The following is a 26,468-nucleotide window of genomic DNA, read 5'->3' as shown; positions in this document are numbered from 1 at the left end:
TATCAACTCCGATGGATTTTATTCGATCCGCCATTCCTGATGACGACCACATAGCGAAATAGTGGTCTCCAGGCAAAGAACATGTCAGGAATGCCTAAAGCCTCCCGAAGACGGTTCCAATCCTTCGAGCGAAATCCTTTTGCTACGGAGAGCGGCCCGTCGTTTAATATATACCGGTTGCGGGACACGATTCGTGTTGTAAGCCATACCGCCGCCCAAGGTATCCAGTGCCTGTGAATGTCATTGATTACGATTCCGAGCCGGGACGCCTGCAGCATGCTCTTTACAACCTTCGGCAGCTCCTCTGCAGAGAAATGATGAACAAACTGCGTCCCTGTGATCACATCCGCGCAGCCTTCCGGAAGTGCAAACAAATCCGCTTGAATGACTTGGATTCGCGGTTCGGCGCAGTAGTGCAGCCTCGCCTCTTCGCATGCATCATCCGTAATATCTGCCAGAGTAATCCTGATATCGATACCGTTCTCATCCGCCCATCGCAGGATATGGCGGTTGATGTCCCCGGACCCCGAGCCAATATCCAAGACGGACAAGGACTTCGGCTTGCCCGCTTCCTGCCATAACCGCTTCACTCCGAAGAGAGCAGGCGCTGCCGCGCCGAAGATCCGGTTAAGCAATCGAAGCTGCTGCAAGGCTTCCCGAAGCTCCGCTCCCCCCGAAGAAAAATCGTCCATCAGCTCATGCTCTGCAGCCCGCTGCCTGAAATCCCTAAGCATGAGCACTCTCAAAGGTCTGTTCTTGAAAAGAAACGGACGGATGATACGTAATTTGAATCATCTCGCAGGTTAGGCCCGGCCCGAATGCCAAGGATACGCCGCTGCACGGTCCGGAGCCGTTGTGCTGTAATTGCTGACGCAATTCATGCAGCACGAACAAGATCGTGGCAGAGGACATGTTGCCATATTTGCGAAGCACTGTACGGCTTGGCCTCGTTTGTTCCTCTTTCAGCTCGAACATTTGCTCCAGCGTATCAATAATTCCCTTGCCTCCGGGATGAATGGCCCATAGGCCGGACTTGAGTTCATTTTCGCTTGCCAACTGCATGACTTGTTCAGGAATATATTTGCCTATCAGACCGGGTATTTTGGTCGAAAGATACAGATCAAACCCGTAATTGCCTACCTCCCACATCATCTCCCCGGCAGAGTCCGGCAGAAGAACGGAGTGTTCCCTCCCTAATTGAAGGATGCCATGATGCTGCGGGCTCGTATGCTTTTGATCGGCAGAACCTACAATACAAGCCGAGGCGCCATCACCGAAAAAAGAAGCGCCGAATAAAGCCTCGCGATCACTAGAAGGCTGAATGTGCAGCGTACACAGCTCAACACAAACAATTAATACTTTCGCAGCGGGACTGCCCGAGACAATTTGCCGGGACAGGCATACCGCCTTTAATCCTGCAGCGCATCCTAAGAAATTCAACGGAATCCGGTTGACAGTGACGGCTAGTCCCAACTGCTCAATCAATACAGCGTCTAAGCCCGGAAGAAACTGTCCGGTGCAGCTAACGGTGATGAGATGAGTGATATCAGCCGCGTCTACATTTCCGTCTGCCATTGCTATTCTTGCGGCGTTCAGGCCTAACGGCACCGCTTCTCTCTTATAGGTTCCCATGCGCTCTGCGGTCGAAGGCGCCTGATGCGGCGTGTCTTGTGGAAAATAGCGGCATTCTTCTGCCGCTTCAAGCAGATTCGGTTCACAAGTATAACGGACCTCCACCCCGCATTGCTTGAATATTTTTTTGGCCCAGCGGGCCGAGTCGGGAGTATCCCTTAAAGCCTGGACCAATCGCTGCGAGGTTTCAGCTTGATCTAACCGATAGTCCGGAACGGCTGTACCGATCCCTAGTATGGCAACAATTGGAGCTGCCGGTGTCATCATATATTCATCCCCCTATACAGGTTTATCTCATCGTCTTGGACAGGACCCTTTCTTCACCATTATATTTATAATTTTTTCCAATATGCTGAACAGCGAAGCGCCAGCAAAACAAAAACAGCCCTCATCCAAGGGCTGCTTCACATTTATTTACTTTCAACCATTCTTCGCACATCCAAATTCATAAGATAGTTATACTTGCTGGCATGCTTGATCTCATCCGTCAAAATTTCGAACACCATATCCCGATAATAACGATCCGGCAGGCCCGCGCGAATATTGCGGTACCGTTCCACTGCCGACAGCTCGCCAAAGAATGCCCTCCGAATTCCGTCCATGTAGGACTTCGGTTTTTGAAATTCTACATGGGCAGGAGCTGTTATTGTCTGTCCTGTATAATGCTGGTAAATGCTGCGAAACATCTGATTGTGCTTGCGCTCATCATCACGGATTCCACGTATGATCTCCTTTTCTTCTTCAGACGGCGCTACGGAAATCAAATAATCGTAGAACAATTCGTCTTCCCTTTCGCCCGAAACCGCCTTCTTGATTAGCTCAAGCGCCTCTTCAAGGGATTTATAGGACACTGACTCCTGTCGTCTCATCGGCGCATGCATGTAAAATTGCGCAGGTGTATAATACGGCCAATAAGACAAGGACATTCTATAACTATCATAAACCAAGTGTACCCCTCCGATTCGATTGACTTTTCCATAACAGCATATATCGGATTGGGCGGAAATGAATCATGTCCCGGAAAAATATGGCATGCATAAAAAATGAAGGAGGTTAGATGTGTATGATCGAACACATCATGATATTAATCCGAAGCATGGCCGCCTTTATCATTCTTCTAGGCATTACCCGATTATTAGGGAAGCAGACGTTGTCCAACATGAACTTCCATGAATTTATTACTGCTGTCATTCTCGGGGCCATTGCCGCAAACTTCGCATTCAATGATAAAATGCAGGTCATTCACCTCATCATTTCGCTAGTCGTCTTTACGTTTACCTCGTATTTGCTGTCCAAGCTTCTTGTACGTTACAGAAAAATGCGTATATGGACGGAAGGTACCCCGTCTATCCTGATTGAAAACGGGAAAATTTTGGAGGGTAATCTGAAAAAAAACAATTTAACGCTGGATACCCTAAATCAACTGCTTCGCCAGAAGGATATTTTCGATATTACTGAGGTGGAATTTGCGATAATGGAAATTAACGGGAAATTATCCGTAATGAAAAAGGAACAGCATCGGAACGTCACCCTGAAGGATTTGAACCTTCAGGGTAACGGGAAGCCGCAGTTCCCGGTTGAGCTTATTATGGAGGGGAAGATCTTGTATAGCAATCTAGAGGCTAGTCAGATCCCCCGCAACTGGCTTCAGAAGGAGCTGCAGTCACGAAAGAAAAAAGCCGAGGATGTATTCTATGCCGTGCGAGGAAGCAATGGCCAGCTTTATCTCGATCTGCATGATGATGCTATACGTCATCCGGTTGATATCGAGTAGAGTCAAGCGATTGCCTGTATCATTAAAGACGGGGACGATTTCAAAAGCTTCCTTGCCGACCAGCACCTGAGCAAGAAGCTCATCCAGCCCGAGCAGATTGCCGATGTTGTAGCATTCTTGTTCTCCGGCGAAGCCTCGGCCATTAACGGCCAGACTCTTCCGGTCGATGACGGGTATTTAATTTTCAAACGTGCATAAATGTATAAAAAAACCCGCCGAGACATTGGTTTCGGCGGGTTTGGATTTTAGATAGGTCCTCCTTGTGGGACCAGCTTTCGCCGTGAATGGTAGCGACTGCTATTCAAGCATCCCGTTGATTTCGTCACCGATAGCATGATAATAGTGGTCCATGACCACAATATTGGAAATGAACAGCTGGCCCAGCAGCTCTATCGTCAATCGGTCGTTCTCAACATCGACGCTTGTACGGAAGCGCAGTTCTCCGTCAGAGGTATCCAGCTCGAAGCTTCCCACGGCCAAGTCATAGTTTTCTTCCATTAAAAATACGGCCAGGTCCTGGTGCCGTTCCTTCGGCACCAGGACCGGATAGACCGAGTATACTACGCATACTTGCTTTGCTTCATCCGTTCGGATTAAGACGATCCAGGCTCCCTGTTCACCACGATAAGTGATTCGGGCAATATGGTCTTGAATCCATTCGTATTGAATTTCCATTTTATTCAGGTAGCCTTCCACAACCTCATGTAAGGTCGATGTCGCTGCAGCAGCCGGCGGCAGGTTAACATCCGCAGGCAGCGACCAAAAGGTGCGGTATCCGCTTCTTAAAGATCCGGCTCCAAGCTCCTCCGGCAAGTGGACCTGCTGCTTCACCTCTGTTACCAGCCAGCTTTCACTCAGCCCAAGCGCGCGAGCTTCTTGAGCGTCCTCCAACAAGGTGATTAGCACCTGTTCAATTTCCGCGCCATAACGCATGGCAGAAGGCAGCAGACTGTTTCTTAGTATCATTCGAAGCTCTACAGGACGCTCCGGCTCGAAGCCCGCTTCGGCAGTCTGGTTTCTCGCCCGCGCAAACAGCCCCATCCACTCTCCCGATAACATTTGCTGATAGACGCTCCATTCCGCTTCCAGTGAAAGCATACAGCTTATGCTGCCCTCCGTTTCGACCCAGGACATCCGCTTGACGGCAGTCTTCAGTCTGTCTCCGGTTAATGTAGTGAATACGATCTCCTGATCCAAATCCAACTGGGACTTCCCGTTAGCGCCAGTTCCGTTACCAGCCATGCGCTACCCTCCTTTAGGTACCTCCGCGTTCTAAGCCGAGGAATTCGTATTTGGTCGTCTTTCCTTTGGCGAATTCGACTTTGCCAATCCGCTTTGATTTCTCGATGGCTACCTTAGCGATCTCGGCATCAACTTCCAGTGATTTCACTTGGCTTGCTTCAATAGCGATTTCCCACTCGCTTGGCGTACCGCTTTCATCGTATTGCCGTTTGAAGCTGGCCGCCAGCTTCAGCGCATTGGACAAGGCGATTTTGTTCACCTGCTCAATGGCTGAGGCGCCGGAATCCTGCCCGGGCAGCCAGGAGCGCATCGTGTCGTTTATCGTTTCATCTCCCTGGATTTGCTCTGCAAAGCTAGCCCCGATACGGTCGAAGTAATTTCCTGTAAAGAGCGCATCACTTCCCAAATCCAGCATGGTTCCGCCTGTGCGCGCCGCTCTTTCCGGCTCCGCAGCCATAGCTTTCTTAAACAATGCGGTAAGGTTTTTACCCGCGCCTAGAGCCGCCGTTACGATTTTGGCCGCATACTGGGTCAAATCTCCGGCTTCTTCTCCGAATTGTGACGGAATGCTCGCCGACAGCTCCAGATTCAATTCTCTGAGGGTGCCGCCAACCCGGGTCATTGCCCCTTCTACGCCAAAAGCAACCTTATCTTTGCCGAACCCGATTTCGATCTCCGTAGCGGCTTCATACACTCTCCGTGATTCACCGCTGCCAATACTGTTGTTGGCAACCCGATCGGCTGCTGACAGCAGGTTTCCTGCAGCATCCTTTCCTTTTTCCGCGATAATTTCTTTCCGGTAGGCGCTAAGCCGCTTATAGGCAAGCTCTCCTGAAAACCCGGCTACGCCCACATTAGCCTCCATAGCCAGCTTTGTAAGCGAGCCCACATTAACCTCGGCGGTATCATCCAGATGTTGTTCTTCGATCATCATGGCCCACTTCTCGGCCTCAACAAGCTTGGAATCGCCGGATTTCCCGCTTTGACCCCAGAAATGTCCGGCCGCCGCGCTTGAGATTTGGGTCATATTCCGGTATAAGCCATACGACAACAAATTCATTACACTAGATGTATCTTTCCCTTTTCCTTCTAAAAAGAGACCGAAACGCGCATTTACATCGAAGCCGAAGGTGGAGAAGCCGGCTCCGAAGGTGACCTGCGTATTCACGGTCAATTCACCGGTTTCCCGCTCGGCTTCGCCTCCGAAGCCGAATAGAAAATACCCCTGTCCTCCGCCGGCGGCAGAGGCAAACGGAATCTTTAGCTCGACCTCCAGCGCGCTGGAGTCTCCCGGATTCGGCGTAGACAGATCGATGAGCTTGCCTACCTTGTTGAAGCCGCTATTCATATCACCGGCAACAATGGACTTATCAATGACAGTCCGGGCAACACGCTGTGCTTTCGTTGTATCTTCGACAGCACCAATTGTTTCCGCGGTTTTTGCTGCATTAGGCAGGGCAGCTGTCGTAGTCCCCGTCTGCTTCGTTCCTTTGGTCAGCTTCCTCGCCTCTAGAATAGCCGCTTCTTTCTTTTCTTTCAATATTTTCTCGGCGAGCACTTTGGCCGCGGCGATACCTGCGGCTTGAATTTTATCCCGCTGGGTACGATCCTTTCGGGCGATGTCGTACGCGGAGCTTTTTCCCGCAGCTGTCAGCTTCTCCACCGTCTGATCCTTCGGTATAATCCGTTCCAGAATAGTGTCCGCTTCATCCTTCATGACATTGTCTACCAGGATTTTGGATTCCTGATGGGCCATGACTTTTGAGGCCATTTTCAAATACTCGTCTCTCATGGGGGTGCTTGAGGACGCGCCGCCGTTGCGGCTTGCGATTTCCGTATCAATTTCAGCCCTGACCTTGGTCCGGGCGGCTTCCTTCAGGGTTTCCCTGTACTGGTTCAGCTCTTTCGATCTTCTGAAGGCGCGCCGTCCTACGCCCAGCTTTAATAACACCTCATTTTTTAAGGGGTTAAAAAGCGAGGTCTGATACACGGTTTCCATATCCCGGATGTCTCTGACTAGGTCTCCGTCCAGATTCATTCGCTGCTCAAGCTCATCTGTGCCGGCCGTTCCTGCATCAATATGATCGAAGCCGGCAGCGCCGCCTGGTACGGATGGCGTGAATTTGGCTGTGATCACGGCAGTCGCATCTTTTACCGCTTCAGCAATCAATGTCTTGGCAAGCGTATTCAGCTTTTTCTGCGAGTCGGCCGCTGCCCCCGTCTTCTGTTTTTCAAAGGCTGCCTGGCTCAAGCTGGGGGTGACCAAATCGAAGGCTTTATTCGCTTCAGCCGTCATAACGATTTTTTTAGCATCACTAAATTGGGCTGCGGCTACCTCCGAGGCATAGGCTCTCAGCTTGTCCAGCATAATGCCTTCCGCTTTGAGCACTGCATATTTCAATGCATCCTGCCTTTGCTCGGCCGTCCCCCGAGTCATACTATTCTCAATCTCCGACACCGCTTTGGCTTTCACGTGATTGCGAATAAATTCCGCCTTTGACGCTGTAGTCAAGTACGTCTCGAGATTGTTCTTCACCTTCGTTCTGCTATCTGCAAAAGAAGCATCAACCAGTGCCGGGACCTTTACATCGCGTTCAGCATTCATTTGTGTTTTACGCTCTTCTGCCGGAGAAGGCGTCGTAGCATTGGATGCGCCTGAGCCTCCGCCCGCCCTTTGCGCTGGAGCTTGCCCAGCGGCCATTCTTTGAATTAACCCTTGGACAGCCCTGTTGCCAAGTGCTTTTTGCAATTGCATGATTCCCGCAGGTGTCAAAGGCGCGGCAGCCGACAGGCTTGAATGGTCCGTCCTGGCTGAGCTTGAATTTGTTTTCGCTGTGGTTTGACCAGCAGTTGTCCGATTTGCGGATGCATGTTCGCTCACCAAGGAGCCCCCCTGAATGTACTAGAAAACCGTGAAATTTATCTAATTTTGTCGAATTTATTGTAACATCTTTTGGCATCGAACGTATATGAGAGAATTGTGTTTTGAATAAAACACAGCCTATTTTAAGCATACAAAATAGCCAGTAACGACTTAAAAGCTCGTCAATGGCTGTCCTGGACACACTGGATGTCGTTGTCGATCAGATTCGCAGCTTTGTGCATGCTGGCAATTAGGCCCACAACAGCCGAGCCCGATTCCTTTCTGCAGCACACTGCTGACTAGCAGCCGATCGTTTCCCCATCCTGAGGTACGAAAATACTGGAGGCAAGGCCTTTTTCCTCAATAAATCGTGTCAAATCATGTCAAAGCGTGTCAAATCATGTCTGGACAATAAACAATGGTTTACGGCTTCCATATGGGACACGATAATCGTTGCTTGCGGAGCGGCCAGGCAGGTCTGATAGATGTCTTCCTTGTCCATCGTAGTGGGATCACCTTGCAGGAACTGTGCGGCCCCTCCATTGACAACGGCAGCAATCACAAAGCGGCGTTCTTCTTCCAGCTCCGTTTGTTTGAGAGGACCCAGGCCGCGTCCCGAGTTTCATTGCTGTACTCGCTATGCCGATTTGCTGTACTCCCCGCTATGCCGCTTAGGATTGCTACTGAAAAGCAGCATGAATAAGCCGAGGAGCGCACAAAGCATATACATCGTAGAATAGGAGGAAAGGTCTGCAACAGGCCCCATCACAATACCGCCCAGCGATACGCCCAGATCCGCCGTGGCAATGAATAATCCAACAAGCACATTACGGCTTTCCTTGGGCAGCACGAACGTCAAATACGTCGTTAAGGTCGGATACAATAGGGCCTGAGCAAGCCCCATCAGAAGTGCGCCGATGTAGAAAAACACGGCTCCGCCCATGGCCGAGAAGCTTACAGCCTGAGCCGCTGCCGCCAAAATAACCAGCGTCGTCATGACAAAAGCCGAGTGCCACTTTCCATCCGAGGGAATTTTCTTACGCAAAACAAACCGGGCCGCGACAACAGTGCCCGCCTGAAGCATGAGGTATACGGCCGCGTTCCCGCCTTGGATTTGTGCGGCGTACAGCGGTATAAACGTGGTCACCGCTCCAAAAACCAGCGACGCCACCAGCATCAGCATGCTGCATTTGAATAAGTGAGGGTTTTTGACCAATTGAGCGAAGGACTGTAGCATCGTTGCGCCCTGGCCCGCTGAGGCAGGATCTGCCTCTTTTTTGTCTATCGTGGCACTATAGCCCACGGCTCCTGTAAGAATAGCCACCGCGATCATACCGACTGTAAAACCAGTCATATCTCCGATTTGCCACATCCCTATAGCCAGCAAGGGACCAAAAACACCCGGCATGGAAGCGCATAAGGAATACATCGAAATGCCTTGTGAACGGTCCTTCTCCGGGAGTGCGTCGATAATCCCCAGCTGCAGGGCCATGGAGAAGAACGCTGTGCAGACGCCTTGCAGCACACGCGCAGCAAAATAGCCACCCAATCCGGTAAATGTGTACAGGATGAGAGCGAATCCATTGACAACAAGAATCATGCGCAGCACTTGAATAGGCCCATACTTATGAATCATTTGGCCTGCCCACGGCCGAAAAAGCATCGTTGTAAACAAATACGCCCCCATAATGATTCCGATCGTCGTGTTGGTAGCGCCCAGCGACTCTCCCTTTAAAGGAATGATAACATTCAATATCGAGTTTGCGCTAAAATACAACAGGGTCAACAGATACAACCGCAAAAAAGGCCATGACAAAGCTCCTCTCAAACCGCTCGCTCCTTCCTCTATTCTCTTAGGTCATGCTTGGCTGCAGCCCTACGTTATAATCATCTGCAGCAATTTCCTTGCATAAGGGGATTGGACGTCCTTTAAATGCTCTATCCTGACCATTTCCTCAATTTGACCGCTTTTAATAATCATGACTCTGTCACAAATATACGCGGCTGCCTGGATATCATGGGTAATGAAGATGTATCCCATATTGTAGATGCTCCTTAAACGTTTCAACAATTCAAGCACTTGAATTTGAATAGAACCATCCAATGAGCTAATGGCTTCATCCAGCAGAATACATTTCGGTTCCGTGGCTACGGCTCTGGCAATGCACACCCTTTGCGCCTCCCCGCCGGACAGCTCATGCGGATATTTAGTTCGATAGGACGAATTCAAGCCGACTTGATGCAGGAGCTGATCGATCTTGCTTTGCGCCTCTTGCTTACTTTTTCTCTGCTGCTTCATGGGCTCCATCATGGCCTGTTCGACCGTATAAAACGGATTAATGGATGAGGTATAGTCTTGAAACACAGCGCTGATATGACCCAATCTCACCTTTGGCTCTTCTACGCTCTTCCCCTCAAACAGAATGGTTCCGCGGTCAGGCTTTTCAATGCCTAGAAGCAATCGTCCCAGGGTGGACTTGCCACTTCCGCTTTCCCCGATAATGCCCAGACATTCCCCCTGTTGGCATACGAAGCTAATATTTTGTAATACCTTCTGCCGTTCCTTGGACATTAAACCGCCCTTTTTATAGGATTTTTCAACCTGTTCAACCCTCAGCAACGCCGCTCCCCCCCATGATCCTCTTGAAATGCTGATTCATCCCCAGCTTCGAGGATACCAAATAGCGGGTATATTCATGCTGGGCACCAGTGAAGATGGCAGAGGTCGTCCCTCGCTCTACGATTTCCCCTTCTTTCATGACCAGAACTTCATCCGCTATTTTTTTGACAATGCCCAGGTCGTGCGAAACAAAAATCATGGAGCAGCCCATATTCTCCCGCAATTGTATAAACTGTTCGACCACCTCGAATTGGGAAATGGTATCGAGCGCCGTGGTGGGTTCATCAGCGATAATGATGTCCGGCTCCATCACGATAGCCAGCGCAATCATGATCCGCTGCAGCATACCGCCGGACAATTGGTGCGGGTATTGATTCATTACAGTGAGCGGGTCTTTCAGCATGACACCTTCCATCGCACGTTTCATTTTCTCCGTTATTTGGTGGCGACTCCAGCCGAAATGCCAGGCGAGCGTCTCCCTTAAATGAACCCCGACCACACAGGAAGGATCAAAGGCCCGCATTCCATGCTGCAAAATCATGCACAGCTGTTTCCCTCTTTTTTTCCGCATGTCTTTCTCGGTAAGCTTACTCAAATCGACCCCGTCAAACAAAATTTGCCCGGATTGACGGATAGCAGGTTGATTCAACCTCATAATCGCCCTGCATGTTATGGACTTCCCGCTGCCACTTTCCCCTACAACAGCGAGACAGCTTCCTTTCTTGACCTGAAACGAGCTATTCGGAACAATGACATTCCCGTTGCGGCTATCCCAAATCTTCAAATTGGCCACCTCTACAATATTCATCAGTGGATTAGGCCACCTCTTTTCCCGGAAGGCTGGAGGTTGAGGCAATTACTTGTCCTTCATGCCTATGCCTGGCCGTCATCAACTTCGGGTCCAACGCTACCTGCAGCGCATCCGACAAGAAGTTAAAGGCCGAAATCACGATAATAATCGCCAGACCAGGGGCTATCATTAGCTCCGGCTTTGAAAACATGACTTTCCTTGCCTCATTTAGCATCATCCCCCATTCCGCATGGGGAGCCTGTATCCCTAAGCCCAGGAATGAAAAGCCTGATATTTGTAAAATCATGGAGCATACCGAGCTGCTTGATACCACCGCTATATCTGCAAATGCGACCGGGACGATGTGTCTGTAAATAATTTTCAGATGACCGATCCCCAGGACTTTGGCAAACTTCACATATTCCAGTTCGGAATACTGCATCACTGACGTTCGGATCACTCGTGTAAACCATGCCCATTTCATCAAAATGAAGGCCATGATGATGTTCTCAAGACCCACGCCAAAAATGCCAACAAAAGCCAGAGGCATAACATATCCCGGGAAGGAAAGCATAATATCGCAAATCCGCATAATGAAAGCATCTGCTTTTCCTTTAAAATAGCCCGAGATTAAACCCAGAATAGCACCAATCAAAACAGAGATCACTAACGCAACTAAAACCCAAATCACACTGGGACGAATGCCGTAGATGATTCTGGATAACACACACCTGCCCAAGTGGTCGGTTCCAAATGGATATTCCCATGAAGGACCGGCATATCGAAGGCCCATGTGTACCTGCTCAGGAGCATGCGGGGCAAAGAAAGGGGCAAATGCACCAACGACTATGGTTCCAACAATAACGAGCAAAGAGAGCACGGCCACTTTATCGTTCCATACGTTTTTCAATACGCTCATTTATGCGCCCTTCCTTAATTTAGGATTCATCGCAGCATTGATGATGTCGGACACGGTATTAAACAAGACAAAAGCCACTGCCAGAATAAGAACATAGGCCTGAATAACGGGGAAATCTCGGCCCAGAATAGATTTCACACTTAAGCTCCCTAAGCCTGGCCAAGCAAAAACATTCTCAATCACGACTGTGCCGCCCAATATTGTCGGTATTCCCATACAAAAAATCGAAATCGCCACTTGCAAGGAATTCCTTAAAATATGAAGAATGATTTTCTTTTCCGGTAATCCGGATGCCCTTCCATACCATACATAGTCCTCATTTAAATTGCTGATCATCGAGCTTCTCACCGTTCTAAAATAAATGCCCGCATAGCTGATCGTAATCACTGAGACGGGTAAAATATAATGCAAGCAGGAATCCATCCCGCTTGTTGGCAGCAAATCCAGCTTGACTGAAAAATACCAGATCATTAGCGATGCAAGCCAGTAGGGAGGCATGCCAATGAGAAAAAATGAAACACCTCTTATCGTTTTATCCGTTGCCTTGCCCTCCCTCATGGCACAAATTACACCTAGCAGGATGGATAAAGCAATAATAACAACCGATGAAACAAGCGTTAGCTTGAACGTATTTAAAAAAGCCGGGCCTATTAATGTCCAAACGGATTCTCTGGTGACATATGAATTTCCAAAATCCAACTGCAGGCAGTTTAGAAGCCAATGGAAATATTGAGAAAGGAATGGACGGTCAAGCCCCAGCTCTACTCTCGTTTGGGCAATTAATTCATCGGTTATCGTAGGAACCCCTTGTGCCTGCAGCACCACTTCGGCGGGATCAAAAGGAGAAGCATGGATAAAAACAAACATAAGGAAGGAAATAATCAGAAGCAAGGGAATAAGCGCTAAAAGCCTCTTTATGATATAAGCTCCCATGGAAGGCTCCTTTCAATAGAATGGAACGCATAAATAAAAGGGGGGACGCCCCCCCAGTTCCATTTCTATTCAATAGACATACGTTCAAAGGGAAGTTCATATTGTGTCTGCTTAAAGGAAATCCCTTTTACATTTGCGGGAGCAATAATCGTGACACCACCATGTGTAAGGGGGATAAAGACAGCCTCATCATGAACTATAGTCAATATATCGGCGTATAATGATTTTCGCGTCTTCTCGTCTGAGGATACCATGACCTCATCAATTTTCTTGTACAATTCATCTGCCTTTGCAATCCCTCTGGTTGCATGTAAATTATAGGACACATCCGTAAAAGCCGAGATTGTCGTTTGTGGGTCGTAGGCCAGCCCCCATGTCTGACTGTACAACAGATCATAGTTGCCTGTTTTTCTTCTATTTGCGATTGACGGTGACTCCTCGCCAATAATCTTGATTTGAATACCGATCTCTTTTAGCGAATTTTGAATAAATTCAGCCTGTGTTTTTTGAGAAGGGGAGTTGCTGTCATAATAAAATTCCATCGCTAGCTTGTTTCCGGCTTTCGTTCTAACTTCCCCCCCAGCCTCCCATTTCCAGCCCGATTCGTCGAGAATCTGGTTGGCTTTTCCCACGTCATAGCCGCGTTTCTTCAAATCAACATGGGCATAATTGACGTTAGGTGAAAACAGCGCATCGGCTGGCTTTTCATTGCCATGTAACAGATCCCGGCTGATGCTTTCTCTATCAATTGCGTACCAAATGGCTTCGCGGACAGTTGCTTCACTGACAGGACTATCCTTTTTACTGCTATTGGCTACAATCAATTTGGTATTCATGGGTTTACTTCTCACCAATTGATAGTTGCCTGATGCAGCTAACTGATTCATAGCCTCATCATCGATACTGACTGCGCCCCGATCATCGGTGAAAACCGTATTCACTTCTCCTTTTTGCAGGGCTAAAAAGGTCGTTTCTCCAGAGGGCAGAACTTTAGCTGTAATCTTCTTTATTTTTGGCGCCCCGCCCCAATAGTTCTCATTGGCTTCAAACGTTGCATACTTCTCTTTTTCATGTGCTTTGAGCGCGTAGGGACCTGTGCCATTATAACCAGCTACGCCGTCTTTCGTTTCCCCGTTAATGAAATTTTGGGGAGAGATAAATACATAAGGCCTGGTCATCGATAATTCAGACAAAGCTGGATAATAAGGCTCCGACAACAAGAGGGCAACGGTATATTCATCAATGACCTTGCACTCGACTATTTTTTTTGAAAGCTTAATCCAGGAATGCTTTTGCTTGTTGTTTTGCACAGCATCTATGTTTTTCTTCACTGCTTCGGCGTTAAAGGGCTCCCCATCGTGAAAGCTCACGTCTTTTCTTAGATGAAAGGTGTATACTTGTCCATCCGCTGAGATTTCCCAGGATTCAGCAAGTAATGGTTTAATCCCTTCTTCCGTATTTTCAACCAATGATTCATACACCATTCCTTGAGCCGGCATTGACCCTGCATATAGATGAGGATTCATATCATCAATATCTTTGGTAGCGGCGTACACCAATTCTTTCTCTTGATTCGATGTTGTCCCCTCTGCTGCATCCTTGCTGCCGCTGCAGCCTGCCAGCAGTACCATTGCAGCCATGAAAGCAGAGAATAATACAAGCCTTCTTCTTGTCATGTCAAACCTCCAATATGTATCTAATAAATAGTAATGATTACAATTATCATAATTAGAACCGCCGGAGGTGTCAATCTTTTTTTTCGTAATCATTACTATCAATTAGTGAAACCATACTATTTCGCGGCTGGAGAGCTGGATGCATTCAAATGCTCATCATTGCTTGTTGATCAGAGGGAGCGTTTTTAAAATCGAAACGCCCCCCATGGCCCTATCGGCGAATGGGAGGCGTACTCGTTCATCAACTAAATTTAAACCAATTGATATTAAATAAATATCCGCTGCCGCCGGTAAACTTCAGGTATACCTGGCGTGTACCCGTGGCGCCGCTTACAGGACAAGACTGAGTCACATACGTCTGCCAGCCGCCGGTATTAGCGACTGAACAAGTTCCCGCCAGCGTTCCTGTCGGGCTATCAAGGCGGATTTCAATGTTTCCGCCTGCGGTGTTCGAGGCTACCCGGGCTTCAAAGCTTGTCGCGCCAGCCCCGAAGTTAACGTTATTAAAGCCGATAAAATCACCCTGCTCAATATAACCGACATTTTGGCCGCCTTCGGAGCTGGTCTCCTTTTGAACGCCTGACATGCTGTTATAGCTTTCCGCCTCAATCGTAGAAAAAGCGTTCAGAGCAGCTGGCGTGACTGTCGGGGAAAGTGTGACTACATTGGGCGGAAACGCATTGATCGTAAGGTCATTGATGTAATATTCAATATTGGTGTACCCCTGACCGCTGTAATCACCGCTGGATTCCAAGGTGCCGTCCGCTGCGGTACTGCTGCTTGGATTCAGCCCTCTGGCAATCTCCCAATCATCCGGCATCCCGTCTCCATCCGTATCAAGAGGCGCGCCGGTTAAAACTGCACTCGGATATTGGAATTGAACCCCGGTTGCCATCTGGTAGGAATCAATCGTTGCCTTTTGTTCTGCGGATGCCTGGGAATAGGGCCTTGCGCCAGTCAGGGTGCCTGTGCCGGTTCTTGTTTCGGTTGCCACCTGCTGATCTATCGCAGTTCTCTGCGTCGGACTGATACCCGCGCCGGCGTAATCCAGCACATGGTTATAAGCATTCGCCGCACTCTCTACATTAGCTACCGTCGACACGTTCACGCCGTTCACAAGCATTTGAAACGGAACATCGGAGCGGGTATTCGCCTCTGTTTTCCCGCTTGAGGCGCTGTATGTCATGCCGGACCAGTTATTTGCAGTAAAGGTGCTGTAATTACTGTTATCCTTATTCAGGAAACGATTGCCGGTCAAATAAATGGAATAATTTTGAGGGTCCGTTCCACTGTCACCGACACTGACATAGTTTTTGCCGCTGATTGTAGAATTGCCCATTTTCAACGTATTATTGACATAATTGACTTGGCCGATCGTACCGTAGGCTGTTTGCGACCCCCAATTATAAATGACATTATTGGTGAAATCCACCTTACCTGTCCCGACTACTTTTCCCCTGAAATTACGGGATACGTTGTGAACGATGAGATTATGATGCCATGAAGCATTCGAGCGTCCAAGCATGACGCCAAATCCGTGAATGCCTTTGGAATGGTAGGAAAATGAATTTGACGGGCCGATGACCGAATACTGCACGGTGTAATTATCATTGGCGGAATACAGCCCCCATTGCTCATCATTCGCCCAGCCTATTGACACGTGATCCACGATGGAATTGCTGCCGTTAGCGCCGCCAAACGCATCGTAATCCGCAGAGGTGCCCCGTTCACCAGGCCTTGAACTGATAAAGCGAAGGATAACATTGCTGCCGCCGAGACCGATTTTATAATTTTTCAAGGTAATGCCCGCGCCGCCCGGTGCCGTCTGCCCTGCTACAGTCACATTTGAACTGACCACGACATCGCTCTTGAGCTCGATAGTACCTCCTACTTTAAAAAGAACAATTCGATTGGAGCCGCTAACCGCCTCCCTGAACGAGCCTGCCCCGCTATCATTCAGATTTGTAACATAGACGACCTGGCCTCCCCTTCCGCCTGTGGCAAACTTGCCCCCTCCTTCCGCACCTGGAAAAGCAATTACATTCGTTGCAGCGGATACCGGCTGACCTGGCCATGAATACAAGGCAGTTGAAGCAAGGCACGCGAAGCTTGCTGCAATTGCACATGCTTTTCTTAGCTTGGTTCCGTATATTTTAAGCACCGCAGCTCCTCCTATTCTTTTTTGGGAATGGACCGGGATGTTCACACGTACACAAGATATCTTCTTGGTTATCAGCAGCTTCAATTCTAATAAAAGCGTTTACAATAATTCTGGCTGGTCATTCCTCCTTTCCTAATAAAGAAGGCGGCTCCACTCCAATCGATGATTGTACGCGCGTGCTTTTGCGGTTCAATGTGTACAAAGCTTGTTTGGCAAGCTTTTACAACTTTTATTCTAGATCAAATGATTCGCTTTTCCATGGACAAATCCCAGTTGAACTTGTACAAATCCAATATGAAAAATTTAGGATTGTTTAAACATCCGCCGATATTCCGACGGGGAAAAGGTGGTCCATCGTTTGAATTGCTTGCTGAAGTGTGAACCATCGCGAAATCCCATGCGCAGAGCAATCTGCTCCAGCGTGAGAGTACGATCCATGAGAAGCAATTTGGATTTTCTAAGCTTAATCGTGGTGAGATATTGACGGGGCGAGATGCCAAATGACTCCTTGAAAATTTGCGCGCAATAGGAAGGGTGGTATCCGAGCTCATGGGCGATTTGTGCAATTCTTCGGTCCGTGAAATCAGGATTATTGTTGCCCGATTGCTCGTCTACCAAGCTGTTAATTTTCCCGGCAATCCGAGAGGCCAATCTATCATAACTGAGCGTATCCTCCAAAAGGTTAGAAGGCGGATTGGCCAGCAGTCGGCATATCGATGAAATCAAATCCAAATAAATGGAGAGACTTTCCAAGCCGCGCGCACTGTCCGGAATGGATCTGAATTCAACAATCCGCTTCATGGACGGATAAATCACTTCCCACAACGGGCTGCCTTTCCGATGCACAGATTCTTTAAGCTTGTATAGCGACTGCCTCAATTCCGGGTCATCCACACCGAAATGAATACAGGCAGAAGTCATTCCAAGGTTGAGATCCGCATCACAGCCATGGATTTCATTCGGCTTAATAAACAAAATATCGCCGGGATGCATCTCGATCTTTCGTTCCGCCAGCGTAAAATATTGTATTCCCTCTTCAACCATATTCAGTTCAAACAATGAATGCTCATGCAGCGGAAAAGACCAGCCACCTGCCACATGATGGCTATGGGCGCCATGTATCTGAAAAGAGAATTGATCATTTTTCAGTCTGGCAAAACTGATACTCGCGTCCTCCTGATGCAGCTTTCTCTTCATCATTCTCCTCCTTTTTCAATGAATCAGCAGCTGCATGAGCACCTGCTCTGCGAGAAAGATTCCATTTATTGTTATTCCAACTCCTTTCTCCCTATACATCCATTTCGACACATGAACCAGGTCTCCTTTTCTCCATTTGAAATCATTTGCAAACTAAAAGACGGGTTAACCAATTAAATTGGCCAACCCATCTTTCAGGAGACAATTGAAAGTGTAAGTCTTATTTTTCCAAAATAATTGGGGCTGGTTAGCAGCACCCTAAAGAAGTGCCCGCATGTGATGCCAGCCCTGACATGACCTGGATTCTAGGATACGGTCCGGCGCGCTTTCTGTAATGACGCGCTGGCACTGAGGCCCAGCGTCTGCGCTGTGGACGTATGAATCTCCTGAAGAAGCTCTGTATTTTTGACGAGCGACACGCCATAGGAAGGAATCATTTCCTTGATTTTCGGTTCCCATTCCTGTAACCGCTGCGGGAAGCATTTTTTGATGACCTCCAGCATGACCGATACAGCGGTAGAAGCACCCGGAGAGGCGCCCAGCAGTGCGGCGATCGAGCCGTCAGCCGCGCTAATCACCTCCGTACCGAATTGCAGTGTTCCTTTTCCGGCCGGAGTATCCTTGATTACTTGTACACGTTGTCCGGCTACCAGCAAATCCCAATCTTCGCTTCTTGCGTTCGGGATAAATTCCCGGAGCTCTTCCATGCGCTGTTCTTTCGACAGCATCACTTGCTCGATCAAGTACTTGGTCAGAGCCATGTTTTTGGCGCCTGCGGACAGCATTGTGATGAGATTATCCGGTTTCACGGAGGTAATCAAATCGAACATGGAGCCGGTTTTGAGAAATTTCGGCGAAAACCCGGCAAACGGTCCGAACAGCAGCGATTTTTTATGATCGATAAACCGGGTGTCCAGATGCGGCACGGACATCGGAGGAGCCCCGACCTTGGCCTTGCCGTAAACTTTGGCATGATGCTGCGCAACGACCTCCGGATTTTTGCAGACCATAAACAATCCGCTAACCGGGAAGCCTCCGATATGCTTTCCTTCAGGAATACCTGATTTTTGCAGCAAATGCAGACTGCCTCCCCCGCCTCCGATGAAGACGAATTTGGCGTTACAGCGTTCGACGTTCCCGCTGCCGTTGCGTACTTTTAAGTCCCATGAGCCATCGCCGGCACGTTTCATATGATCGACGCTGTGTTTATAGTGAATATCGACATTTTTCTTCTTAAGATGCTCAAACAGCATACGCGTCAAAGCACCGAAATTGACATCGGTACCCGTGTCGATTTTGGTTGCTGCGATAGGCTCGTTCGACGAACGGTCCTTCATCATAAGCGGAATCCATTCCTTCAGCTTTTCCGGGGCATCGGAAAACTCCATCCCTTTAAAGAGAGGGTTTTTTGACAGGGCTTCGAAACGTTTTCTCAAGAACGATACGTTTTGTTCCCCCTGAACCATGCTCATATGGGGCAACGGCATAATAAAGTCCTGCGGATTACGAATCAATTGATGATTTACAAGGTAAGACCAGAACTGCAAGGAGTGCTGAAACTGTTCATTAATGTTTATCGCTTTGCTGATGTCTACAGTGCCGTCCGGCTTCTCGACAGTATAATTAAGCTCACACAGTGCAGCATGGCCTGTTCCCGCATTATTCCATTCGTTAGAGCTTTCCTCTCCCGCATGATCAAGCTTCTCAAATACCTTAATTTTCCAATCCGGCACTAATTCCTTGAGAATGGTCCCCAAAGTCGCACTCATGATTCCAGCACCAATTAAGATAACATCTGTTGTTGTTTGTCTGTTACTCATTTTAACCGTCCTTATACCCTGAAATTTGCAGAAAGGATGCAGGCGCTTCCGCTTCGGCGATACAGCAAGCCAGGACCGGCCTTGTCATACACCTTTTCTGGATTGATATGAATAAGATTGATACTACATTCCTATACATTCAATATTCATTAAACTATTATATGATAGTTATAAGCGATACGACAAGAAGCGCAGTGAAAAACCCTTGCTGGAACATACTTAAAATGTGCGCAGCATCTTCCGATATAGGCAGTTATAAGCCGGATATCTCTAAAATTGGATGTCTATTCCCTGTCAGGGTAGGGACAAATACGAAAAAGCCGCGTTTACACGCGGCAATAAGGCGGTTGAAAAGCCGTAGCAGCCTTTGTTCGCCATTCGGGACTTGAACCCTGCAGCAGATAGCGACATTCGGCTTTGTCTTAATTTACAAACTTGAACCAATTGATGTTAAACAGATACCCGCTCCCGCCTGTAAACTTCAGGTAAACATTCTTCGTCCCGGTTGCGCTGCTTCCGCTTATTGTGCACGATTGGGTGGCCCAGGTCTGCCAGCCGCCGGTGCTCGTTACCGGACAAGTGCCCAGCAGGGTTCCCGTCAGGCTGCCCAGCCGGACTTCAATGTTTCCTCCTGTTGTCGTAGCAACTCTTGCTTGAAATTGTGTCGGTCCTGTCGACCCGAAGTTCACATTATTGAAAACGAGATAATCGCCATGATGAATGTATCCGACATTTTGACCGCCTTCAGAGCTTGTTTCCGCTTGTACACCCAGCATGCTGGTGTAGTTTTCAGCTTCAATTGTAGAATATGCATCAACCGAACCAGAGCTGGAACCGGAGCCGTACGATTTTTTCAACCAATCTGCGGCGCTCATAGTTACTTTGGCAGCACCGGCGTATTGATTTGTCGTAGATACGACACTGGATAACGGAAAGGTTTGATACGAATATGGCAATTGCTCGTTGTATCCGTACGTGAATGTAAACGGCGGTGAAGTCGGCGGATTCGATTTACTCATGTTCTCCACCCCGACAATAGCAGACGACCAGGCCCAGTTCCCAATGGTTGACTTGTTATAATAGGTCAGTCCGCTTGTAAATAAATTAACGCCATTATTGTCCCAGCTGCTACCCGTGAAAGTGCCGCTGCTATTGCTTACCGTTGAATTCACAATTAAAGCGCGGTTCAACACATTTTGAAACAATACATCAAACGGCGGGTTCAAACTGCCGGCATCGTCACCTTGACGCTCTGTGCCAATAATCGGCTGGGTAATCGCATTATAGACGTTCGTGTCCGCCGCGATGGATGCCCCGTTTCTTGCATCCATGCCGCGTGCCAGCTTATCTGAGCCATGTGTGTTGATTGCAGCAACACTCGTGTAGGAGCTCAGATGTGTGGAATTATCGAAGGAGTTGTTAAACAAGTGCCCGACGCCCTGGCGAATCATCGGCAACCGCGATCCGACATTCGTATATTTATTGTATGCCATGGTCAAGCGGAGCCGCTGGTTTCCGTCCTTCACTTCGACACCGTTCGAACCCACATAGTTGGTGTAATCCTTATCGCCAGAGCCGACCAGATGCCCTTTGGAATGATAAGCGGCATAAGCCATGATCTGATTTTTGGTAGCGCCTGCATTGCGCATTTTGTAATAAACGCTGGTTGCTGTATCCAGTGTGCCGGCTGCGTATTTTTGTTCCATAAAGTTGATGGATTGGTAAATCGAACTGGTTGTGGCCGGATTCTGATTCGCAGCCAGTCCGAATTCGTTCCAGGAAAAGGTGACATTGGTGGAGCCGTTTTCCAAATCAATCAATCCATCTGCGGCAATGGAAAATTTGCAATGGTCGATCCAAACATTGTTGGCGCCGTTGACCTTAATAAAGGTCCAGCCCGCCTCTTTATGCTGTCCGGAATCATCCCACTGCCACATTTCATCAAAGCTCAGGTTGCGGATCACAATATCGTTGGCGGATGCCTGCAATTTAAACTCAGCGTGCCGAATGGTCTTCCCCGTAGTCGAAAAAATCGTTAATCCGTCCACGTTGGAGATGTTTAACTTCGATACTCCGGAGGCCGCTAGCAGCGGATTCGTAAATCCTTTACTCGGATCCGGGTACTTCGTAATAAAGCTGTATGTGGCAGCCTCCGCTGAGGTTAGAGCCAGCTCGGTCCATCCTAAATTAATATCGCCAGTAACCTCAATGACCTTGACAGAGCCGTTGCTCGCATCCAGAATGGCCTGCAGGAACTGTCTTCCGTTACTGACGGTACGATAATAAGACGTTCCTACGTAGCTGCTTCGATCCTTCACGCCTAGCGATGCATAGCCCGGAACCGACAGGAAGCTTGTATCATAGCTTTTTTCAACCTTCGTTGTATTCGGGATTGTATTAATGACTGCGGCTTCTACTGAACCTCCGGCATCAAACAAAGCCGTTGTCACTAGCAAGCTACCCATAACCAAACTGCTCAAAACCTTTTTAAACATCATTACTTTCCTCCTTTTTGGTAGGCATTTCTTTCGATCTGGTGACAGCTCATTTTTGCGGCGAACCGCTTGCTATTTTCCCACCTCCTTTTTTATGTAAGCGATTTCAGCGAATCAGTTGAATCTTAACACACCGCATGATATAAATTTAGACATATAACATAAGAATTTAGCCAAATATTGTACTGGGGATGGATAAATGATGCTTCCGTTTTATGAGATACAAGCTAAAGATTTAAGACTCATCCGTGTTTCAAGACCGCTGACCTTTCCCGCCCACCTGCATCGCAATATCGAGATTGTATATGTCTTTTCCGGAGTCCAGCATATTGCAATTGACGGCATAGGCTATGACATCCGTGAAGGCGATGCGGCAATTATATTCTCGGATATTGTTCATCATTTTGATTCAATTGGAGAACATCCTGCTGATTTTCTATTGATTTTATGCGATCCGAAGCTGCTGAAGGGCGTTTTTCCGGACTTCCAAAACTTCCAGCCGGTAACGCCCTTTATCCCCAAAGAAGGCATCCATGAAGAGGCGGTATACGCGCTGCGGCATATCAAGAAGAAGGAGGAATTTGCCGTTAAGCTCGGCTGGACCTATGTCATCCTCTCTCACCTTCTTCGGCAGATCGAACTGAAGCAGCGGCAGCGTATTCCTGTCCAGGATATGTCGAAAAAAATCATAGAATACTTGGCTGATAATTTCACGGAGCCGATAACGCTTGATTCGCTTGCCGCTGAATTTTGTGTCAGCAAATACTACATTTCTCACATCTTTTCAGAAAAAATCAAAATGAATTTCAGAAATTACCTCGGCATGCTGCGCGCCGAATATGCGGCCAAGCTGATTCGCACCACCGACGCCTCGCTTACTACGATTTGCAGCAATGCGGGCTTTGACAGCCAGCGCACATTTAACCGCGTGTTCCACAGGAAATACGGCATGTCCCCAAGAGAATTCAAGAACTGCACCTGCAAGCAGCCGAAGCAAAAGTAAAAGGCCGCGATCCTTCGCGGCCTTTGCTGAAAACACAACGCTTAAATTGAAGCATCAATAATTTACTTTGAGCCAATCCCCGTTGCTGAGAGAGATTTTGGAAACACCGGCGTGCTGGTTGACGGTTGAGACGACATCGGCTAACGGAAACGTTTGATACGCGTAGGGCAATTGCTCGTTATATCCGTAAGTAAAAGTGAACGGCGGCGATGTCGGCGGATTCGATTTGCTCATGTTTTCTACCCCGACGATATGTGAAGACCACGCCCAGTTCCCGATGCTTGATTTGTCATCCCAATTGAAGCCGCTAGTGAACGCATTATTTCCGTTATTGTCCCAGCTGCTGCCCGTATAGGTTCCGCTGCTGTTGATTACTTTGGAATTGACCAGCAAGCTATGGTTGATCGCATCCTGGAACAGCGTACTCCATGGCGCACTCATATTCGAGATATCATCACCTTGACGCTCCGCACCGATCAGCGGCTCAGAAATCGCATTGTACACATTGGTGTCCCCTGCAATGGAAGCTCCGTTTCTGGCATTGATTCCACGCGATAATTTATAAGTCCCATACTGAGAAATAGCAGCAACACTGTCGGTTGCACTCTTGTGCGTGGAATTATCGAAGGAGTTATTGTACAAATGCCCGGTGCCCTGACGAATCATCGGCAGCCGCTGCCCAACGTTCGTATATTTATTATACGCCATCGTCAGCCGCAGTCTTTGGTTTCCGTCCTTCACTTCCACGCCGTTTGAACCCACATAGTTGGTGTAATCCTTATCGCCGGAGCCGACCAAATGCACCTTGGAGTGGTATGCGGCATAGGCCATAATCTGATTTTTGGTAGCGCCTCCATTTCTCATTTTGTAATAGAGGCTGGTTGACGGGTCCAGTGTGCCTGCGGTATATTTTTGCTCCATGTTTTCAATGGATTGGTAAATCGAGCTATTCGACGCCGGATTCGGGTTCGCAGCCAGTCCGAATTCATTCCAGGAAAGTGTCACATTGGTCGAGCCGTTCTCCATATCAATCATTCCGTCTGCAGCGATGGAGAATTTGCAATGGTCGATCCACACATTGTTGGCCCCGTTGATCTTGATGAACGTCCAGCCTACCTCTTTTTGCTGGCCGGAATCATCCCACTGCCACATTTCATCGAAATTCAGGTTTCGGATGACAATATCATTGACGGAGGCCTGCAGTTTCAATTCGGCATGCTTAATGCTTTTGCCCGTCGACGAGAAAATCGTGAGTCCGTTTACGTTGGAGATGTTCAGCTTCGATACGCCGGAGGCGATAAGCAGCGGATTCGTGAATCCGTTTGAAGGATTCGGGTACTTCGTAATAAAACTGTAGGTGGCAGCCTCCGCTGAAGTTAGCGCCAGCTCCGTCCAGCCTAAGTTAATATCATCGGTCACTTCAATGACTTTGACAGAGCCGTTGCTTGCATCCAGGATCGCCTGCAGGAACTGTCTTCCGGTACTGACGGTACGATAATAAGATGTTCCTACATAACTGCTTCGATCACTTACGCCTAGTGATGCATAGCCCGGAACGGATAAGAAGCTGGTGTCATAGCTCTTTTCAACCTTGGTTGTGTTCGGGATTGAAGTAATGACTGCGGCCTTAACGGGGCTGCCGGTCACAATGAAAGAAGATGTCACCAAGAGACTTCCCATGACTAAACTAGTTAAAGCTTTCTTAAACATGAATCAATTCCTCCTTTAATGTGATCTATCCTCAACATTGGTTACGACGGTCTATTCAGAATTGGTTACGACGGTCTATTCAGATCGACCACCACCCCCTTTCATAAAAGCGCTTCCATAATTTCCCGCTGCCTTCTCCTTCTCCCGTGTGAGCCAGCGGCCTACAATTTAGCTTGAATTGCCACATAAATTTAGATAAATTTAGACAGAAAGCATGAAAATTAGCCAAGAAAATACTGGTTCTGTTACTTATTCGCGGTCTTCATAAAATTTCCTTTTATTCAATCCAGAAAAATACTTTTTTTATCGTATACTGCTGTTCTTGGATTAGCCTTCCTGTGCAGCGCCTTATGGGCTTTGCGAGGAAGGCCGTCTCGTCCCGCTCATTTTGAAGACTATATCGTCTCTTTCCGTTTGAATAAATAAACATATAATATAATCCCCGAAACAGTGCTTAGTGCCGCGCACAAACCGATAACGCCGTAACCGGCCTGAAGCCCGCGCAGCAGTCCCAGCGGCGAATCCGCTCCGAATATACCCTTCACCACTTCGATAACGCCCCCAATAACATAGTTGCCGATGACGCTGCCAAGACCCATCAGGGTAACCGTAAATGTAATGGCCGTATCACTGCCATTCGGATACCGTTTGGCAATAAACGCCATCACGGTCGGATAAATCATCGCAATGCCGATACCGGCTGCCGCGAACAAAAAGGCGAGGCGCTCTCCGCCCGCAATCGCGGCGAACGTACAAGCGGCGGAGGTGCCGGAAAATAGAATAAGCGATAAAACAAAGCCCATTTTATCCGTCAACGGACCGAGCAAAAGCCGTGCCAGGGCAAAGCAAAGGAAGAAGGCAGACAGCATCCCGGAGGACGAAACCGCGTCCCAGCCGTAGGCTTTTTCCAGAAAGTTTACAAGCCACCCGCCCACAGCCAGTTCAGATACGACACCGAACGAGAGAATACATACCATCAGCCATAATACCGGGTCCTTAAGAAACGTTGTGAGAGGAACACGCTCCTCCTGCTTCATCTCGTCCCCCGGAAACTTACTGAAAAAGGCCGAGATGATCGGCAGTACCGACAGCATCAGCATGACAAGGTACATGCCGCGCCAATCGAGGGTATACCCGTTGATCGTAACCTCCATGAGCCCCGTCGCAATAAGCGGCGCGACAGTTGAGCTGAGGCCGTAGAAGCCGTGGGACAAATTCATCATCGTACCCGTGTTTTTTACAAAAATACGTGCGCCTAGAATTGCCAGGCCAATCTCCAGCATCCCGTTGCCGATGTACATCAGGAAGTAAGACGCGGAAAACAGCGGATAACTTGCCGAGAAAAAAATAAAAACGCCTGATAACGCCATCGCCGCAAAAGAAATCACGGTTACCGATTGGATGCCCCATATTCGCGTCAGGTAAGCCGTAAAAGAGCAAGCGATTAAATAGCCGAGCGCATTCAGCGACAGCAAGGTGCCCAGCTGTGATTCATTCAGCATAAAATCGAACTGTATGCGCGGGATGGCAGGTCCTTTACTATTTTCCGAAAATCCGAAAATGATAAATCCTAAAAAAATAGTCACCAATTGCATCATGTAAATCTTATTGATCCTGCCTGTACGGTTCCCCA

Annotated in this window: 21 protein-coding genes; 3 read left to right on the top strand and 18 right to left on the bottom strand. The window is 48.3% G+C overall.

From position 1 onward, the window contains the following. Positions 1-2: 2 nt before the first annotated feature. The 3 genes from WBG83_RS00255 to WBG83_RS00245 all read right to left on the bottom strand — a co-directional run bounded on the left by WBG83_RS00255 (position 3) and on the right by WBG83_RS00245 (position 2,483). Positions 3-734: a methyltransferase domain-containing protein gene (locus WBG83_RS00255; protein WP_336741622.1), complete on the bottom strand. Its 732-nt coding sequence runs from the start codon at positions 732-734 to the stop codon at positions 3-5. Beyond that, positions 727-1,899 carry a type III polyketide synthase gene (locus tag WBG83_RS00250; RefSeq protein ID WP_336741620.1) on the bottom strand — a complete coding sequence of 391 codons (1,173 nt, stop codon included), beginning with the start codon at positions 1,897-1,899 and terminating at the stop codon, positions 727-729. Before WBG83_RS00250 ends, WBG83_RS00255 begins: the two co-directional genes overlap by 8 nt. A 143-nt stretch (positions 1,900-2,042) precedes the next feature. Continuing rightward, positions 2,043-2,483: a ferritin-like domain-containing protein gene (locus WBG83_RS00245; protein WP_336741618.1), complete on the bottom strand. Its 441-nt coding sequence runs from the start codon at positions 2,481-2,483 to the stop codon at positions 2,043-2,045. A gap of 212 nt (positions 2,484-2,695) precedes the next feature. On the opposite strand from WBG83_RS00245, the gene WBG83_RS00240 reads away from it, so the two are divergent. After that, complete coding sequence (locus tag WBG83_RS00240) at positions 2,696-3,406, top strand: DUF421 domain-containing protein (RefSeq protein ID WP_336741616.1); 711 nt, start codon at positions 2,696-2,698, stop codon at positions 3,404-3,406. A gap of 9 nt (positions 3,407-3,415) precedes the next feature. Beyond that, entirely contained in the window at positions 3,416-3,604 is a 189-nt protein-coding gene (locus WBG83_RS00235) for an SDR family oxidoreductase (RefSeq protein WP_336742596.1), read from the top strand. Between the two features lie 99 nt (positions 3,605-3,703). Here the strand turns inward: WBG83_RS00235 and WBG83_RS00230 are convergent, their stop codons facing one another. From WBG83_RS00230 to WBG83_RS00170, 13 genes are all read right to left on the bottom strand, one after another. Next, the gene (locus WBG83_RS00230; RefSeq protein ID WP_336741614.1) at positions 3,704-4,648 is read right to left on the bottom strand and encodes a YbjN domain-containing protein; all 945 of its coding nucleotides are present in this window, start codon (positions 4,646-4,648) and stop codon (positions 3,704-3,706) included. A gap of 13 nt (positions 4,649-4,661) precedes the next feature. Continuing rightward, positions 4,662-7,253, bottom strand: coding sequence for a hypothetical protein (locus WBG83_RS00225; RefSeq protein WP_336741612.1), 2,592 nt, complete (start codon positions 7,251-7,253; stop codon positions 4,662-4,664). Positions 7,254-7,884: 631 nt separating this feature from the next. Further along, entirely contained in the window at positions 7,885-8,073 is a 189-nt protein-coding gene (locus WBG83_RS00220; protein WP_442955772.1) for a hypothetical protein, read from the bottom strand. Between the two features lie 75 nt (positions 8,074-8,148). After that, positions 8,149-9,339, bottom strand: a complete 1,191-nt coding sequence (cntE, locus tag WBG83_RS00215) for a staphylopine family metallophore export MFS transporter CntE (RefSeq protein ID WP_336741611.1) — start codon at positions 9,337-9,339, stop codon at positions 8,149-8,151. 48 nt (positions 9,340-9,387) lie between these two features. Then, a complete protein-coding gene (locus tag WBG83_RS00210; protein WP_336741609.1) occupies positions 9,388-10,131 on the bottom strand; it encodes an ABC transporter ATP-binding protein in 744 nt (247 codons plus the stop codon). Then, positions 10,118-10,939: a staphylopine uptake ABC transporter ATP-binding protein CntD gene (gene cntD / locus WBG83_RS00205; RefSeq protein WP_336741607.1), complete on the bottom strand. Its 822-nt coding sequence runs from the start codon at positions 10,937-10,939 to the stop codon at positions 10,118-10,120. Before cntD ends, WBG83_RS00210 begins: the two co-directional genes overlap by 14 nt. A 7-nt stretch (positions 10,940-10,946) precedes the next feature. Further along, a complete protein-coding gene (gene cntC, locus WBG83_RS00200) occupies positions 10,947-11,840 on the bottom strand; it encodes a staphylopine uptake ABC transporter permease subunit CntC (protein ID WP_336741605.1) in 894 nt (297 codons plus the stop codon). Continuing rightward, on the bottom strand, positions 11,841-12,773 hold the full coding sequence (opp1B, locus tag WBG83_RS00195; RefSeq protein ID WP_336741603.1) for a nickel/cobalt ABC transporter permease: 933 nt from the start codon (positions 12,771-12,773) through the stop codon (positions 11,841-11,843). It lies immediately after the preceding gene. A 65-nt stretch (positions 12,774-12,838) separates the two neighbouring features. Continuing rightward, positions 12,839-14,449: a staphylopine-dependent metal ABC transporter substrate-binding lipoprotein gene (gene cntA, locus WBG83_RS00190; protein WP_336741601.1), complete on the bottom strand. Its 1,611-nt coding sequence runs from the start codon at positions 14,447-14,449 to the stop codon at positions 12,839-12,841. 241 nt (positions 14,450-14,690) lie between these two features. Next, positions 14,691-16,610: a carbohydrate-binding protein gene (locus tag WBG83_RS00185; protein ID WP_336741599.1), complete on the bottom strand. Its 1,920-nt coding sequence runs from the start codon at positions 16,608-16,610 to the stop codon at positions 14,691-14,693. 303 nt (positions 16,611-16,913) lie between these two features. Continuing rightward, a complete protein-coding gene (locus WBG83_RS00180) occupies positions 16,914-17,807 on the bottom strand; it encodes an AraC family transcriptional regulator (protein ID WP_336741598.1) in 894 nt (297 codons plus the stop codon). A 305-nt stretch (positions 17,808-18,112) separates the two neighbouring features. Next, on the bottom strand, positions 18,113-19,627 hold the full coding sequence (locus WBG83_RS00175) for a malate:quinone oxidoreductase (RefSeq protein ID WP_336741596.1): 1,515 nt from the start codon (positions 19,625-19,627) through the stop codon (positions 18,113-18,115). A 422-nt stretch (positions 19,628-20,049) separates the two neighbouring features. Then, positions 20,050-22,125, bottom strand: coding sequence for a carbohydrate-binding protein (locus WBG83_RS00170; protein ID WP_336741595.1), 2,076 nt, complete (start codon positions 22,123-22,125; stop codon positions 20,050-20,052). 196 nt (positions 22,126-22,321) lie between these two features. Here WBG83_RS00170 and WBG83_RS00165 point away from each other — a divergent pair, with 196 nt between their 5' ends. Next, positions 22,322-23,125: a helix-turn-helix transcriptional regulator gene (locus WBG83_RS00165; protein ID WP_336741593.1), complete on the top strand. Its 804-nt coding sequence runs from the start codon at positions 22,322-22,324 to the stop codon at positions 23,123-23,125. Positions 23,126-23,179: 54 nt separating this feature from the next. Here the strand turns inward: WBG83_RS00165 and WBG83_RS00160 are convergent, their stop codons facing one another. Both WBG83_RS00160 and WBG83_RS00155 read right to left on the bottom strand, forming a co-directional pair. Continuing rightward, positions 23,180-24,835, bottom strand: a complete 1,656-nt coding sequence (locus WBG83_RS00160; RefSeq protein ID WP_336741592.1) for a pectate lyase family protein — start codon at positions 24,833-24,835, stop codon at positions 23,180-23,182. 395 nt (positions 24,836-25,230) lie between these two features. Continuing rightward, positions 25,231-26,433, bottom strand: a complete 1,203-nt coding sequence (locus WBG83_RS00155; protein ID WP_336741590.1) for an MFS transporter — start codon at positions 26,431-26,433, stop codon at positions 25,231-25,233. Between the last annotated feature and the right edge of the window lie 35 nt (positions 26,434-26,468).

The sequence above is a fragment of the Paenibacillus sp. y28 genome (assembly GCF_037137075.1).
Lineage (GTDB): Bacteria > Bacillota > Bacilli > Paenibacillales > NBRC-103111 > JBBBNV01.
The sequence above is the reverse complement of the archived record's forward strand: the minus strand, read 5'-3'. Positions and strand labels throughout refer to the sequence as shown.